Source organism: Undibacterium sp. GrIS 1.8, from assembly GCF_040544445.1.
In the GTDB taxonomy this organism is placed as follows: domain Bacteria; phylum Pseudomonadota; class Gammaproteobacteria; order Burkholderiales; family Burkholderiaceae_D; genus Undibacterium.
The window spans coordinates 73,553-87,058 of sequence record NZ_JBEONQ010000013.1 but is presented as its reverse complement, the minus strand read 5'-3'; the positions used below and the strand labels follow the sequence as shown (position 1 = coordinate 87,058).

The following is a 13,506-nucleotide window of genomic DNA, read 5'->3' as shown; positions in this document are numbered from 1 at the left end:
CGTTTTATGCAGAATATACAGGGAAGGCATCGGTCAGTTTCTTGACTTCGACTTTAACGCGCTCTATGGTCGCAGCATCATTTGGGTTGTCCAACACATCGGCGATCAGATGGCCGACTTTGATCGCTTCTGCCTCTTTAAAACCACGTGTAGTAAATGCCGGGCTGCCCAGGCGGATACCGGAGGTGATCATCGGTTTTTGCGGATCGTTAGGAATGCCGTTTTTGTTGCAGGTCATATGGGCGGAGCCGAGGATGGCTTCTGCTTCTTTGCCTGTCAAACCTTTAGGGCGTAAATCAACCAGCATCACATGCGATTCTGTACGGCCGGAGACGATGCGTAGACCACGTTCAGTCAGGGTTTGTGCCAGTGCAGCGGCATTTTTGACGACTTGTTGCTGGTAGGCTTTGAACTCTGGCGTCAGTGCTTCTTTGAACGCCACTGCTTTGCCTGCGATCACGTGCATCAATGGGCCGCCTTGGATGCCGGGGAAAATCGCTGAATTGATCTTTTTGGCAATCGCTTCATCATTCGACAAAATAATCCCGCCGCGAGGGCCGCGCAGACTCTTGTGCGTGGTGGAAGTTACTACGTCGGCGAATGGCATAGGGTTAGGATAAACGCCTGCCGCGATCAGGCCGGCATAGTGCGCCATATCGACCATAAAGTAGGCGCCGATTTCTTTGGCGATTTTGCTGAAGCGTTCAAAGTCGATGCGCAGAGAAAATGCGGATGCGCCAGCGATGATGATTTTTGGTTTGGCTTCGCGCGCGAGTTTTTCCATCGCATCGTAATCGATGTCTTCAGCGGCGTTCAGGCCGTAAGAGACCACGTTAAACCATTTGCCTGACATGTTGAGAGGCATGCCGTGGGTCAGATGTCCGCCTTCTGCCAGACTCATACCCATGATGGTATCGCCCGGATTTAACAACGCGAAGAACACGCCTTGGTTCGCTTGGGAGCCGGAATTAGGTTGGACGTTAGCGAAGTTCGCGCCGAATAATTCTTTCAGGCGATCAATCGCCATTTGCTCAACCACGTCCACATATTCGCAACCGCCGTAGTAGCGCTTGCCCGGGTAGCCTTCAGCGTATTTGTTAGTGAGTTGCGAGCCCTGGGCTTCCATCACTGCTGGCGAGGTATAGTTTTCTGAGGCGATCAATTCAATATGTTCTTGCTGGCGGTGATTCTCTTGTTGAATCACGGCAAACAATTCTGGATCGGTATTGGCGAGGGTGTGAGTTTTTGCGAACATGACAAGCTTCCTGTTTAATTAGAAGGTAATTGCAGATGATCTGGTGCCCTGAAAAGGGAACGGGCAGCCTAAATCGCTATGTCCATATCAGGCTACCCAGGCGCACGGCTATTGAAATCTCACGCTTCCCGATGGATCTCCATCTTTGTCGTCAAGCGCAGCGTTTGTTGCTAATTGAGCAAACTGCTGCGTTTAAGACATTTTCGCCAGTCACGTGAGACGAAATGGTGCCCAAATTTTACGCCAAGCCCCATTTTTGAGCAAGATTTGGATGCGATTTGCCGAATAACGGTATTTTAGTCTGATGAATACTTCGCGTTAAATAAATTGAAGGTGTTTGCCCATTGGAGGTTACAAGGCGTCACAAGCTCAGGCATAACGATTGTAGAAAAACCGCATAGAATGACGGCAGGCGTTTTCGCGACGATGTTCGCCATGCAAAAAATTAGTCACATCATCAGCATCAAATCCAGTATCACATCCAAAATCACATCAAACTAAGAGGAAATCATGATCGTTTTAATCACCGGTGCAAGTTCAGGTTTTGGCGAAGAGATGGCGCGTAAGTTCGCGTCGAATGGTCATAAAGTGATTGCTGCCGCCCGCCGCACGGATCGTCTGGACGCCTTGCAGGCTGAGCTGGGTGCGGCCTTGTTACCTATCAAGATGGATGTCACTGACAAAGCATCCATCAGCGCGGCGCTGGCGCAGTTACCCGCAGAATGGAAAGAAATCGATGTGCTCATCAATAATGCCGGACTGGCGCTGGGCACAGAGCCAGCACACTTAGCCAATCTGGATGACTGGGAAACCATGATCGATACTAATACTAAGGGATTAGTCAGAATGACCCGCGCTATTTTGCCTGCGATGGTGGAGCGTGGCAGCGGTCTGGTGATTAATATCGGTTCCATCGCTGGTTCTACGCCCTATCCGGGCGGCAATGTGTATGGCGCAACCAAGGCATTTGTTGATCAATTTACGCTTAACCTGCGCGCCGATCTGGTTGGCACTGGCGTGCGGGCAACCAATATTGCGCCAGGCTTATGCGGCGGTACCGAATTCTCTAATGTCCGCTTCAAAGGGAATGATGAGGCAGCGGCCAAAGTGTACGAAGGCACTGTCCCATTGACGGCAGTTGATATTGCGGAATCTGCTTATTGGATTGCGACATTGCCCAAGCATATCAACATCAATTACATAGAAATGATGCCGACTTGCCAGGGTTTCGGCGCTTTCAATATCAAGCGTAATCCGGCGTAAAATCCCGCATATAGTCGCCTAGGTTGAAATTTTATACTGGATGGGGTATTTTAAAGTGTTCAGGTAATCTATGGACACTAAGTATATAAAATGGGGATACTCCCCAATTTCTACCTTATTTATTGCTAAATTATGGCTAAAGAATTCAACTGGTTTGTACGCGTGTACTATGAAGACACCGATGCGGGCGGCATCGTCTTCTATGCCAATTATCTAAAGTTTTTTGAGCGCGCCAGAACCGAGTGGTTGCGCGCGGCCGGTATCAGCCAGCAAATCATGACTACGCAGCATCAAGTCATGTTTGTCGTCAAAGGCACGGCAGTCGAGTATCATGCACCCGCCAGACTGGATGATGAACTCAAACTTACCGTTGTGGTCGAAAGGCTGGGGCGCGCCTCAGTCCAGTTTGTGCAAGAAGCCTGGTGCGGTGATCGCTTACTGGCAACCGGCACGATTAAAGTAGGATGCGTGGGTACCGCCAGCGTACGCCCTAGCGCTATTCCGGCGGAAGTGCTGGCAAAGCTGAGCGAGTAAAATCAGCAAAACTCAGGTAGCTAAAGTCAAACGAATACTGTCAAGCGAATTAGCTAAACCAATCAGCCAAGCAAGTTACAAAGCCAGGCACCAGTTGCGCGAACGTACACTACCGTGTGCATACGAATAATTAACTCACACACATAGACTATGAATGTTATGAATGTTACTCAAGACCTCTCATTTTTTACCCTGATTTCCGAAGCCTCTATCTTGGTACAACTGGTACTGCTCTTGCTGGTGGGCGTGTCAGTGACGAGCTGGAATTATATTTTCAGAAAAATGTTTGCGATAAGCAAAGCGCGCAAGCAGACGGAAGAATTTGAACGCAATTTCTGGTCCGGCGGCAACCTAGGTGAGTTGTATCAGGCTGCAATGAGCAATCGCCGTAACAGTGGCAATAACACCGGCGCGCTAGAGCGTATTTTTGAAGCCGGTATGAGCGAATATCAAAAGGTCAAATCAGCCAATAAAGCGAGCTTAGATGCAACTGCCATGCTGGACGGTGCGCGTCGTGCGATGCGCGCCGCCTATCAGCGCGAGATGGATCATCTGGAAGCGCACTTATCATTTTTAGCCTCAGTCGGTTCGGTCTCCCCATATGTAGGTTTGTTCGGTACGGTCTGGGGGATTATGAATGCCTTCCGAGGTTTGGCAAATGTACAGCAAGCCACACTGGCTGCGGTGGCTCCCGGTATTGCCGAGGCGCTGATTGCCACTGCCATTGGTCTGTTTGCGGCGATCCCTGCAGTGCTGGCATACAACCGCTACTCACATGATATTGATCGTCTGGCGATCCGGTTTGAAACTTTTATTGAAGAGTTCTCCAATATTTTGCAGAGACAATCTCGTTAAATTGTATGAGTTCTCTGCGTGGCGAACGTAAACGCAAATTCAAAGCAGAAATCAATGTCGTGCCTTATATCGACGTGATGTTGGTACTGCTGATTATTTTTATGGTGGCTGCTCCGATGACCAATCCCAGCGTCATCAATTTGCCGACTGCCGGACAATCAACCCAGCCGCCGTCTGAATATATTGAGGTAACGCTAGACACTAACAAATATGTGATCAGTATCAATACCAAAGGCGCTAACGGAAAAACTGGCAATGGTAACAACCAGCAAGAGGCCAAAGAAACCGCTGCCAATCGTGCCCAGTTAATGCAAAAGTTGAGCGAATATCACACGGCAAAACCCGATTTGGCCGTACTTGTATCGGCTGATAAAGAAATGAAATACGACGAGATTATTCAAGTTATTTCCGAAGCCAAAAAGCTTGGTATTAATCGGGTTGGTTTGGCGACCAAGTGATGCGTCTGCAACCAGTATTCTTATTGGTAGCATTTATAGGCGTGACAAATTTTTGTCACGCCGAGGCGCCGTCTGCCGAGCTTCCTGCCCTCCCAGTGTCAAGCGTGATGTCTGCGCCAAGCTCGACAGCAGCGTCGACAGGAACACCGGCGGAAGCACAAACACAAGCAGAAATTCCAACATCAACACTAGCGTCCACCACCGATACGAAGATCGCGCCCGATGCGGAAGAAGAGATTTTGGTAGCGAAATCGAATTTACGTCGTTTCCAGATAGGTGTTGCTAAAGGTGATTGGCTGGCTCTGTTGACACAACATATTCCAGAATTATCGTCAGATACCGATCCGCAAAACGTCACACCAACGCTGATCCGAAAATTGCGTCAGGACATCGGCAATATATTGGCGACAGAGGGATACTTTTCGCCCGTCATCACATTTGATGCCGGAAAAGATGGCCAAAATGGCGGCTCGCTTTTCCGTGGTGGCATTGGAAACCTCAGTAGCAACCTCAGTAGCAACCTCAGCAGTAATGTCATCCGCGTCAATATTGATGCCGGCCCAAGAACTACAATACAGCAAGTCGATTTGCAATTTTCCGGTGCTCTCGAAGACGCGGCCAAGCAAGGCAAGGTAGATGCAGTTAAACGTCGCCAGGCGCTGATTGCCGATTGGCGCTTACCTGTGGGATCTGTTTTCAGGGATGAAGAGTGGGATAAGGCAAAAACCGATATTACCGAGAGTCTGCGCTCCGATGTCTATGCTTCGGCCAGCATCATCAATAGCAACGCGACGATAGATGCAGATAGCCAGTCCGGTAGCTTAAAGGTGGAGATCGACAGTGGTCCGCCATTTACTCTTGGCGATCCGGTGATTACGGGTTTGCAGCGCTATCCTCCCTGGTTGCTTGATCGCTATTTGCCTCCTAAAAAAGGTGAACCTTATTCCCGCTCGCGCCTGCTGGAATACCAGAGAGCTTTGCAAAATTCGGCCTATTTTTCTGCTGTGGCAGTAAGTGTTGATCCCGATCCGAGCAAAGCTGACGGCGTGCCGGTGGATGTGTCGGTCGTTGAGCGCCGCCCCCGTGATCTGGCGTTCGGCGTGGGTTACAGCAGCAATACCGGTTTCCGCACAGAAGTGTCTTATCGTGACCGCGATCTACTCGACAGAGCTTGGGATTTACGCAGTGCAGTCCGCCTAGAGCAAAGGCGTCAGCTGGCTTATGCAGACATTTATTTGCCACCACGGGACAATCAATTTTTAGATTCTTTTGGCGTCTTACTAGACAAATCTAATCTCGCTGGTTTAGATCAGACTCGCACCGCGATTGGTGTCAAGCGTACCAGCACACGTGGGCATCTGGAGCAGCGTTTAGGTTTGAATTTATCGCGTGAAAAGGTAGCGCTGGATGGCGAGCCGCAATCGGTCAGTAAGGCCTTAGTCAGTTCGGTAGGCTGGACATGGCGCGATGTAGATGACAGCTTTGCACCGCGCAAAGGACAAATTTTGCAGCTCGATTTTGCTGTCTCAGAAAAAGCCTTAATTTCGGATCAGCGCTTTATCCGTACTTATGCCAAATATCAGCAATGGATACCGGTCGCCAAGCGCGACGTCCTGTTACTCAGAGCAGAAATAGGGCAGGTCTTGGCGCCAAGTATTGACGGTATTCCTGAGGATTATTTATTCCGTGCCGGTGGCAGCAGCACGGTGCGCGGTTATAGCTATCAAAGTCTGGGTATTCAGCATCCTACTGGCGTGACTGGCGGCATGGTGATGGGTGTTGCCAGTGCCGAGTATGTACACTGGACTCAGGCGAATTGGGGCGCTGCTGCTTTTATCGATGCCGGTGACGCAGCGGATGATTGGAATACCTATAAAGTTAAACAAGGTTTTGGTGTTGGCGGAAGGTATAAAACACCTGCTGGTCCGATTGCACTTGATCTTGCGTACGGCAAAAACATAAAAAAATTCCGTTTGGATTTTTCGATTGCGGTCGCATTTTAATGATGGCGAAATATTCTACTGAAGCCGTTTTTTCTAAGCTCACAATGAGCATTTGCTTATGACACAAACGCCTTCAAATCCTGATGAAAAAAACTCACCCCCGGTGGTTAGCGCTGCTGCTGCGTCTGCTGCGCCCGCTACTGTTGCAGAATTAGCTAATGTTAATGTACCGAAGCGCAGAAGTTTGCTTAGGATTTTTTTCCTAATTTTTAGCGCTTTACTGGTTATTCTATGTCTGACTTTAGGATGGGCAAGCTGGACCCAGCATGGCACGCGTACTATTCTCAATTGGTTACAAAATGCCAGCGGCGGCGAATTGCAGCTAAGCGATGTCCGCGGACGTTTGTCGGACCATGTATCGATTGGCGAGTTGTCGTATCAAACGAAGACGCTGCATCTTAAAGCAAGTGGAATACAGCTTGACTGGCATCCATTGAGTTTGGCTAACGGCAAATTATCCATCAGCAGTTTACAGATTGCCGCGTTGACGATTGCAAGCCTGGAGAGTAAATCATCACCACAATTGCCAGGCGATCTCGATGTTGTTATTGAAGTCGCCTTGCAGCAAGCCGCGATTGGCCGCCTGACGATTGCCACGCTATATGCCGATGGTCACACTACACCTGTTACCGCACTGACCGGATTAACAGGGCAATTAATCTCCAACCAAAAGCAGCATCAGTTACAAGCCAAAGTCACCACTGATTTTGGTATCGTACAAGCACAAGCGACCGTCGCTGTTCACCGGCCATTTGTAGTGCAGGGGCAGTTTGATTATCAGGGTCAGATCGATCAGCACATACCACGTATGGGCATCACCGGAAGTCTGACTGGTTCTTTGCAAGAATTAGTTCTCAATGCCAAAGCCAAAGTTAGCGATGAACTCGCTAGGGAAAAACCAGTTGATTCTGCCCAAGTTACCTCCGCATCTGTCCTGCCTAAGTTATCTAAATTAAAGGGTGAACTTAAAGCAGTACTGGCACCATTTTCTACAGAAATACTGCATTCATTACAGGCCACGATTGATGGACTGGACCCCGCCGAATTTGCAGCACAGGCACCGCATGCACAATTAAAAGTAGCTGCTGACCTAAAGCCCGATACCAAACTTGGCCTCAATGGATTAGCGGGTACGATTAAACTGAGTAATGCGCAACCAGACACGATAGACAAAAACGGAATACCCGTCAGCGCGATGACTTCTGCCTTACGCTGGTCGGGTGATCGTCTTGAGTTGAGTCAAACCTTGCTGCAATTAATGGGTAAGGGGAAAATCTCCGGCGCTGCACAAATACAGTTTACGACCAGCGCTTTCCCTATCTTTGATACCCGGCTTAAAGTGAGTGAGGTGGATCTGGCGCAGATCGATACGCGGATTCGTCCGACACAGATTAAAGGCAATATTCAAGCGCAGACAAGAGCGCAGAAAGACGGTGATCATCAGATTACTTTTCAGGCGCAGTTGCATGATCCGCGCGCTAGTCTAAATGTCGATGCGAGTTACCAGCCAGGAAGTAGCGGTCAGACTGAGGCTAAAGATAAGACTACAGCGCAAACTAAAACGCAGACTATTTCAAAGATTACGTTAGCGAAGCTAGAACTGCTTGCCGTAGATTCTCGTTTGCAAGGGCAGGGCGAGATCATCTTGAGCGGTAATGCGCAGCCATTTAATTTTAAAGGGGTAATTCAGAATTTTGACCCTTCGCGCTGGATCGCGGCGCCAGCAGGCAAGATCAGTGCTGATTTTTCAGTCGCGGGACAATTGCAACCTAAGCTGGATGTGTCCGTGCAACTCCCTTCTTTGCAAGGGCAATATGCGGGACAAGCGCTGAGTGGCGCAATTGATGCGCGTTGGCAGCAAGATGCGGCCTTGACTTTGCATAAGCTGGATGTGCATTGGGGTAAAAATGGTGTCACGGGCAGCGGTGCTTGGGGGAGCGACAAGGAACAGTTGCAATTAGCAATCGATATCCAGGAGTTGGATGCCTTATCGCATTTAATCCCGACCACTCAGGATGTGCCGCATCTGGGTGGAAGCCTGAAAGCGAATTTGGTCTTGCAGGGGAAAATGAGTGAGCCTGCAGGTAAGCTCGATTTAATTGGACAAAATCTAAACTACAGTCAGCAATTGGGTCAGCAAATCAGCATTGATAGTTTGACCGCGAAACTAGATCTGGCTCGCGGTTCACAAGGTATGTTTGACGGTAATATCATTGCTCAAACAGTGCGCAGTAATTTGATGAAGGCAGATGCTGCTGATACCACCTATACATATGGTTCAGCTGCAAATCCTGGCACCAATCCAGGTGCAAATCCAGCATCAGGTAAAGAAACAAGTAGGGGGGCAAACGCTGCCCCAACTATCGTCGCAAATAAGCCAAATGATAAGAGTTTACCGGTACTGGCAGAGCAAATTAGCTTATCCATTAATGGAACTCGTGAGTCACATAATATTGCTCTCAACAGCCGGTTTAATAACAGACGATCTGTCAGCATGACTGCTGCGGGCGGTTTAAACGCCATTGGAAAAACTACAAAAATAGTCAGCAATAAATCTGCTGGCTCAGCTAGCCAGGCCGTTGTTGCTGCGCCTGTCAATTCAGTAGCGCAATGGCAGGGACAATTATTGAGTTTTGTACTTAGCGGAAAACCCGATGTCAAATTACTGGCGCCTATGAGTATTGTTGCCTCCAGCCAGTCGGTGCGCTTAGGATCCGCAGAATTTTCGGGCGTGGTTGGTAAGCTGGTACTCAAGCAATTGGAGTGGTCGCCCGACGGTTTAAAAACGCAAGGGCAATGGAATGCCATGAACGTCATTGCAGTGGCTAACTTGCTTAAACCGCAGTACGCAGTGGATGGCGATTTACTGTTGAATGCCATATGGGATTTACAGTTAAAGGACCATTTGCAAGGCGAAATCAGCTTGCAGCGCCAGAGTGGCGACGTTCGTATCAATGATGCGGATGGCACTGGAAAAGCGATACCGCTTGGTATCCGCGACCTGCAAATGAAGATGCTATTTGGTGGTCTGGTCGTTGGTAGTGACGCAGAAAAAATGGCTTTGACCATAACCGCTGATGGGGCTCGTTTGGGGACTTGGCAAGCTCGTATTAATTCTGCTTTGAGTAAAAAAACCGGGACATGGGCGATTGCCCCGGATGCGCCTTTAGAAGGGCAGATCAAAGCGAATATCCCAGACGTGCAGTGGCTAGGGCCATGGATTAATCCTGGTCTGGCGCTTAAAGGCCAATTACAAGTTGATGCCCAATTAGCAGGACAATTTAGCCAGCCGCGTTATCAGGCAAAAATTAGTGGAAGCGGATTAGAAGTCGCTTTTGCGGCGGAGGGTTTGTTGTTACCGAATGGTCGTCTGGAGGCGGTGATAGACGAAAACCGCGTTCGCCTAAATAGTTTGGAATTTTCTAATGTAGTGTCCGTCATGCCGCGCCATTCTAAATTTCAGGATGTGAATTGGGTTGGTCAAAAGGGTGAATTAAAAGCCAGCGGTGATATTGATATTCGCAATCAGACCGGCAATATTCAGGCTCAACTGAACCAGTTTCCTCTGCTCCAGCGCAATGACCGGTGGTTGGTTGCGAGCGGTGATTTAGGTGTGGCGAATATTAAAGATGTCTGGAATGTGACGGGCAAAATAAGAGCCGACGGTGCCTATTTTAAATTGCCAAAATTGCCGCCGCCAAGTTTGTCTAGCGACGTGGTAGTGATTCGCAGCAAAGATAAGGCAGCACAAAATAAAGCGGCTGACGATGCCAATAAAAAGGCGCTCAAGTCGCGGCTTGATATGAGCTTCGATATGGGCTCACGTTTTGTATTTGTCGGACGTGGACTAGATACGGCGTTGGCGGGTAGCATCCGCTTACGTTCCTCCGATGGCAATCCGGTGCAAGCCAGCGGTTCGATCAGCACTGTCGGTGGTGCGTATGAAGGTTACGGGCAACAACTGGCGATAGAGCGGGGCATCTTAAACTTTCAAGGTCCGCCAGCTAATCCGGGCTTGAATATCCGTGCCTTGCGCCTGGGTTTGGCGGTAGAAGCCGGCGTAGAAGTGGTTGGTACAGTTGCTGCGCCGCAAGTCCGGCTGGTTTCTGAGCCCACTGTACCCGATGCAGAAAAATTATCCTGGCTAGTATTGGGACGAGGCTCCGACCAAATTGCAGGCAATGACGCGTCTTTGCTGATGTCGGCAGCCAGTGCAATTTTTGGCGGCGATGGTAGCCGCAATGTTCCAAGGGACATCGTACAAGGCTTAGGTTTTGATGAATTTTCCCTAGGCACTGCGGATACTAGCAATGGCTCTAAATTACCTAGCCAAACCGTAGCTGGCACCACATCGACTAGCGGAGCGACCTCTGGCGATCAGGTCGTTTCGGTCGGTAAGCGCTTAGCGCCTGGCATGGTATTGTCGGTTGAGCGCGGCTTGTCGGACGCCAGCGGCGCGATTAAATTAAGTTGGCAACTGACCCGAAGAGTCAGCATTATTGGCCGCACTGGTACTGATTCGTCGATTGACGCTTACTATACGTTTTCATTTAATTAGGATGCAGAGTCAGGGTAGTAAGTTAAATACTCCAGGTAGGTATATTTAAATTGTCCATAGAATCATTGGGCAATAAGGCAGTTATTAAAAATAAAATGGGGAGTATATTTACTTTCTCTTCTTTAAACTTGCCAGAAATAAGAATTTACCCGTATGTTTTTAGTGCCGATTTGATAGGACTTCTTTGTTAAACCAGCAAAGATGATTTGAATCGGTTTGGATCGGAATGCCGATTATAATTTTATTCATCGTATATTTTTCTAAAGAAAGACGGCCTCAGCCAGCTTTTGGACGGAAAATAAACGGAACTAAGCAGCGATAGAAGCATCATATAAAGTCATGAAAGAATTTTCTCCGAACGTCCCTACGCATTCTTCAACTCGTGATTTCCCCCGTGAGGCTGGTCAGTGGCGCTCTTTTACCTTGGCTGCTTTGGTGCATGTCGTGTTGATTGCCTTTTTGTGGGTAGGCGTTCAATGGCAAAATAAAGAAACTACTGCAGTAGAAGCAGAGGTTTGGGATATGACCACCAGACAGGCCGCGCCCAAGCCAATTCCAGAGGAAGAAGTACAGCCAGAGCCTGAGAAAATTGCGCCGCCAGTGGCACCAACGCCAGTCGTTAAAGACGAGCCGGTGGTTGATCCCGAGATCGCGTTAGCCCAAGAAAAAAAGCGTCTGCTAGTTGAGAAAAAGAAAATAGAAGATCAGAAAAAAGCTGAGTTGCAAGAAGTAAAGCTTAAGCAAGAGCAAGAACTGGCACTCAAAAAAGCCAAAGAAAAGCTGGCGGAAGAAAAAAAGAAAGCCGATAAATTGCTTGCCGATGAGGCCGAGAAGAAAAAACTAGCCGATTCCAAAGCGCAATCAAAAACGCAGCAAAATAAAGAACAAGCCGCCCGCGATAAGGTTTTTGAAGAAAATATGCGCCGTCTGAATGGGCAAGCGGCAGTCACGGGTACCGGTGGTACGGGCGATGCGCCTAAATCCACCGGCAATAATCGTGGCGATCCAAGTTATGCAGCCCGTATTGCTTCCAAGGTAAGACAAAATACGGTATTCAACGCAGTTGATAATTCAAATACCAACCCCACAGTAGAATATAGAATTGATTTGTTACCAGATGGTTCTTTGCGTGGCCCGGTGCGTAAATTAAAATCTTCTGGCGCACCTGGTTTTGATGAAGCGGTAGAAAAAGGGATAGAAAAGTCAGCACCTTTCCCACGTGATAAATCTGGCGATGTCCCTACCAGTATTGTCCTCAGTTATAAAATGAAAGAGTAAATTGAAGATAGTTTCCTTGATTAAAGTGTTCTCAGCGAGCACATTATTGATAACCAGTGTGGTGCAGGCTCAGCTTAGGGTCGAGGTATCTGGCGTTGGTTCCACCCAAATCCCGGTTGCGATTGCGAGCTTTGCTGATGAGGCTCTGACACCGCAGCAAATTACTGCTATCGTCAAAGACGATTTAACCCGCAGCGGTTATTTCAAAATTATTGATACTGGTAGCGTCATTACCGAGACAACCGCCGTCAATTTCGATGACTGGAAATCACGCGGAGCCGAAGCCTTAGTCGTTGGCAGCGTGCAAAAACTCAGCGATGGTCGTTTTGACGTGCGTTACAAATTATTGGATACGATTAAGTCATCCACATTATCTGGCCTTGCCATTGCAACGTCCTCAGCGAATACCCGGGTGACTGCGCACAAAATCGCCGATGATATTTATGAAAAATTAATTGGCGTGCGTGGCGTATTCTCAACCCGTATCGCTTATGTGACCAAGTCCGGTAAGGAATATCGTCTGGAAGTTGCCGATGCAGATGGAGACGGCACACAAGTGGCTTTGCGCTCGAATGAACCTATCATTTCACCAGCTTGGTCGCCTGACGGCACCAAGGTTGCTTATGTGTCGTTTGAGGCTAAGAAGCCCGTCATTTACGTGCAAAATCTGATCACGCGCGAACGCACAGTGATTGCCAACTACAAAGGCAGCAACTCAGCACCTGCATGGTCACCGGACGGTAATAAATTAGCGATAGCCTTGTCGCGCGATGGTTTGACTCAGGTATATACCGTCAACGCCAATGGCACGGGTTTGCAGCGCTTGACTCAAACCAGCGGCATAGACACTGAGCCACAATTTTCTGCCGATGGACAAAGCATTTATTTCCTAAGCGACCGTAGCGGCGGACCTCAAATTTATCGCATGGGCGTGACTGGTGGTGAGGCAAAGCGCGTCACTTTTAACGGCAGCTATAACATCACGCCGAGGATTTCACCTGACGGAAAAACACTGGCGTATATTTCTCGCCGTGATGGCAAATTCCAGTTGTATTCACTGGATATTGCCAGCGGCCAAGAACAGCGCTTATCGGATACCGTTAAAGATGAATCACCAAGCTTTTCACCTAACGGTAAATATATTATGTACGCTACTGAGTCTGGTCGTCGCGGCACATTGGCGGTAGTATCGGTCGACGGCAGAGTGAAGCAAAAATTGACCTTGCAAGCTGGAGATGTTCGGGAACCCACATGGGGACCTTTTATGAAGTAATGGTCAAATTTTGAAGTCTGTTTAATTCA

The 13,506-nt window shown here is 48.7% G+C and carries 9 protein-coding genes and 1 riboswitch; of the genes, 8 read left to right on the top strand and 1 reads right to left on the bottom strand.

The window, feature by feature from the left end; translation table 11 throughout:
- Positions 1-4: 4 nt before the first annotated feature.
- Entirely contained in the window at positions 5-1,255 is a 1,251-nt protein-coding gene (glyA, locus tag AAKU64_RS08375; protein ID WP_354334327.1) for a serine hydroxymethyltransferase, read from the bottom strand.
- A gap of 87 nt (positions 1,256-1,342) precedes the next feature.
- Positions 1,343-1,479, bottom strand: a riboswitch (ZMP/ZTP riboswitch).
- Positions 1,480-1,765: 286 nt separating this feature from the next.
- Between glyA and AAKU64_RS08370 the strand changes: the two genes are divergently transcribed.
- The 8 genes from AAKU64_RS08370 to tolB all read left to right on the top strand — a co-directional run bounded on the left by AAKU64_RS08370 (position 1,766) and on the right by tolB (position 13,477).
- Positions 1,766-2,518, top strand: a complete 753-nt coding sequence (locus tag AAKU64_RS08370) for an SDR family NAD(P)-dependent oxidoreductase (protein ID WP_354334325.1) — start codon at positions 1,766-1,768, stop codon at positions 2,516-2,518.
- A gap of 132 nt (positions 2,519-2,650) precedes the next feature.
- Positions 2,651-3,052: a tol-pal system-associated acyl-CoA thioesterase gene (gene ybgC / locus AAKU64_RS08365; protein ID WP_354362003.1), complete on the top strand. Its 402-nt coding sequence runs from the start codon at positions 2,651-2,653 to the stop codon at positions 3,050-3,052.
- Positions 3,053-3,211: 159 nt separating this feature from the next.
- The gene (gene tolQ, locus AAKU64_RS08360) at positions 3,212-3,907 is read left to right on the top strand and encodes a protein TolQ (protein ID WP_354334361.1); all 696 of its coding nucleotides are present in this window, start codon (positions 3,212-3,214) and stop codon (positions 3,905-3,907) included.
- A gap of 5 nt (positions 3,908-3,912) precedes the next feature.
- The gene (locus tag AAKU64_RS08355; protein WP_322119898.1) at positions 3,913-4,365 is read left to right on the top strand and encodes an ExbD/TolR family protein; all 453 of its coding nucleotides are present in this window, start codon (positions 3,913-3,915) and stop codon (positions 4,363-4,365) included.
- Positions 4,365-6,368: an autotransporter assembly complex protein TamA gene (locus AAKU64_RS08350; RefSeq protein WP_354362002.1), complete on the top strand. Its 2,004-nt coding sequence runs from the start codon at positions 4,365-4,367 to the stop codon at positions 6,366-6,368. Before AAKU64_RS08355 ends, AAKU64_RS08350 begins: the two co-directional genes overlap by 1 nt.
- Before the next feature lie 58 nt (positions 6,369-6,426).
- Positions 6,427-10,926: a translocation/assembly module TamB domain-containing protein gene (locus tag AAKU64_RS08345; RefSeq protein ID WP_354362001.1), complete on the top strand. Its 4,500-nt coding sequence runs from the start codon at positions 6,427-6,429 to the stop codon at positions 10,924-10,926.
- A gap of 339 nt (positions 10,927-11,265) precedes the next feature.
- A complete protein-coding gene (tolA, locus tag AAKU64_RS08340) occupies positions 11,266-12,204 on the top strand; it encodes a cell envelope integrity protein TolA (RefSeq protein ID WP_354362000.1) in 939 nt (312 codons plus the stop codon).
- A gap of 7 nt (positions 12,205-12,211) precedes the next feature.
- Positions 12,212-13,477: a Tol-Pal system beta propeller repeat protein TolB gene (gene tolB, locus AAKU64_RS08335; protein ID WP_354362006.1), complete on the top strand. Its 1,266-nt coding sequence runs from the start codon at positions 12,212-12,214 to the stop codon at positions 13,475-13,477.
- The last annotated feature ends 29 nt before the right edge of the window (positions 13,478-13,506 follow it).

Excerpts from the sequence above, each read along its gene's own strand:
- glyA (WP_354334327.1), bottom strand. The coding sequence starts at position 1,255 with ATGTTCGCAAAAACTCACACCCTCGCCAATACCGATCCAGAATTGTTT.
- AAKU64_RS08370 (WP_354334325.1), top strand. The coding sequence starts at position 1,766 with ATGATCGTTTTAATCACCGGTGCAAGTTCAGGTTTTGGCGAAGAGATG.
- ybgC (WP_354362003.1), top strand. The coding sequence starts at position 2,651 with ATGGCTAAAGAATTCAACTGGTTTGTACGCGTGTACTATGAAGACACC.
- tolQ (WP_354334361.1), top strand. The coding sequence starts at position 3,212 with ATGAATGTTACTCAAGACCTCTCATTTTTTACCCTGATTTCCGAAGCC.
- AAKU64_RS08355 (WP_322119898.1), top strand. The coding sequence starts at position 3,913 with ATGAGTTCTCTGCGTGGCGAACGTAAACGCAAATTCAAAGCAGAAATC.
- AAKU64_RS08350 (WP_354362002.1), top strand. The coding sequence starts at position 4,365 with ATGCGTCTGCAACCAGTATTCTTATTGGTAGCATTTATAGGCGTGACA.
- AAKU64_RS08345 (WP_354362001.1), top strand. The coding sequence starts at position 6,427 with ATGACACAAACGCCTTCAAATCCTGATGAAAAAAACTCACCCCCGGTG.
- tolA (WP_354362000.1), top strand. The coding sequence starts at position 11,266 with ATGAAAGAATTTTCTCCGAACGTCCCTACGCATTCTTCAACTCGTGAT.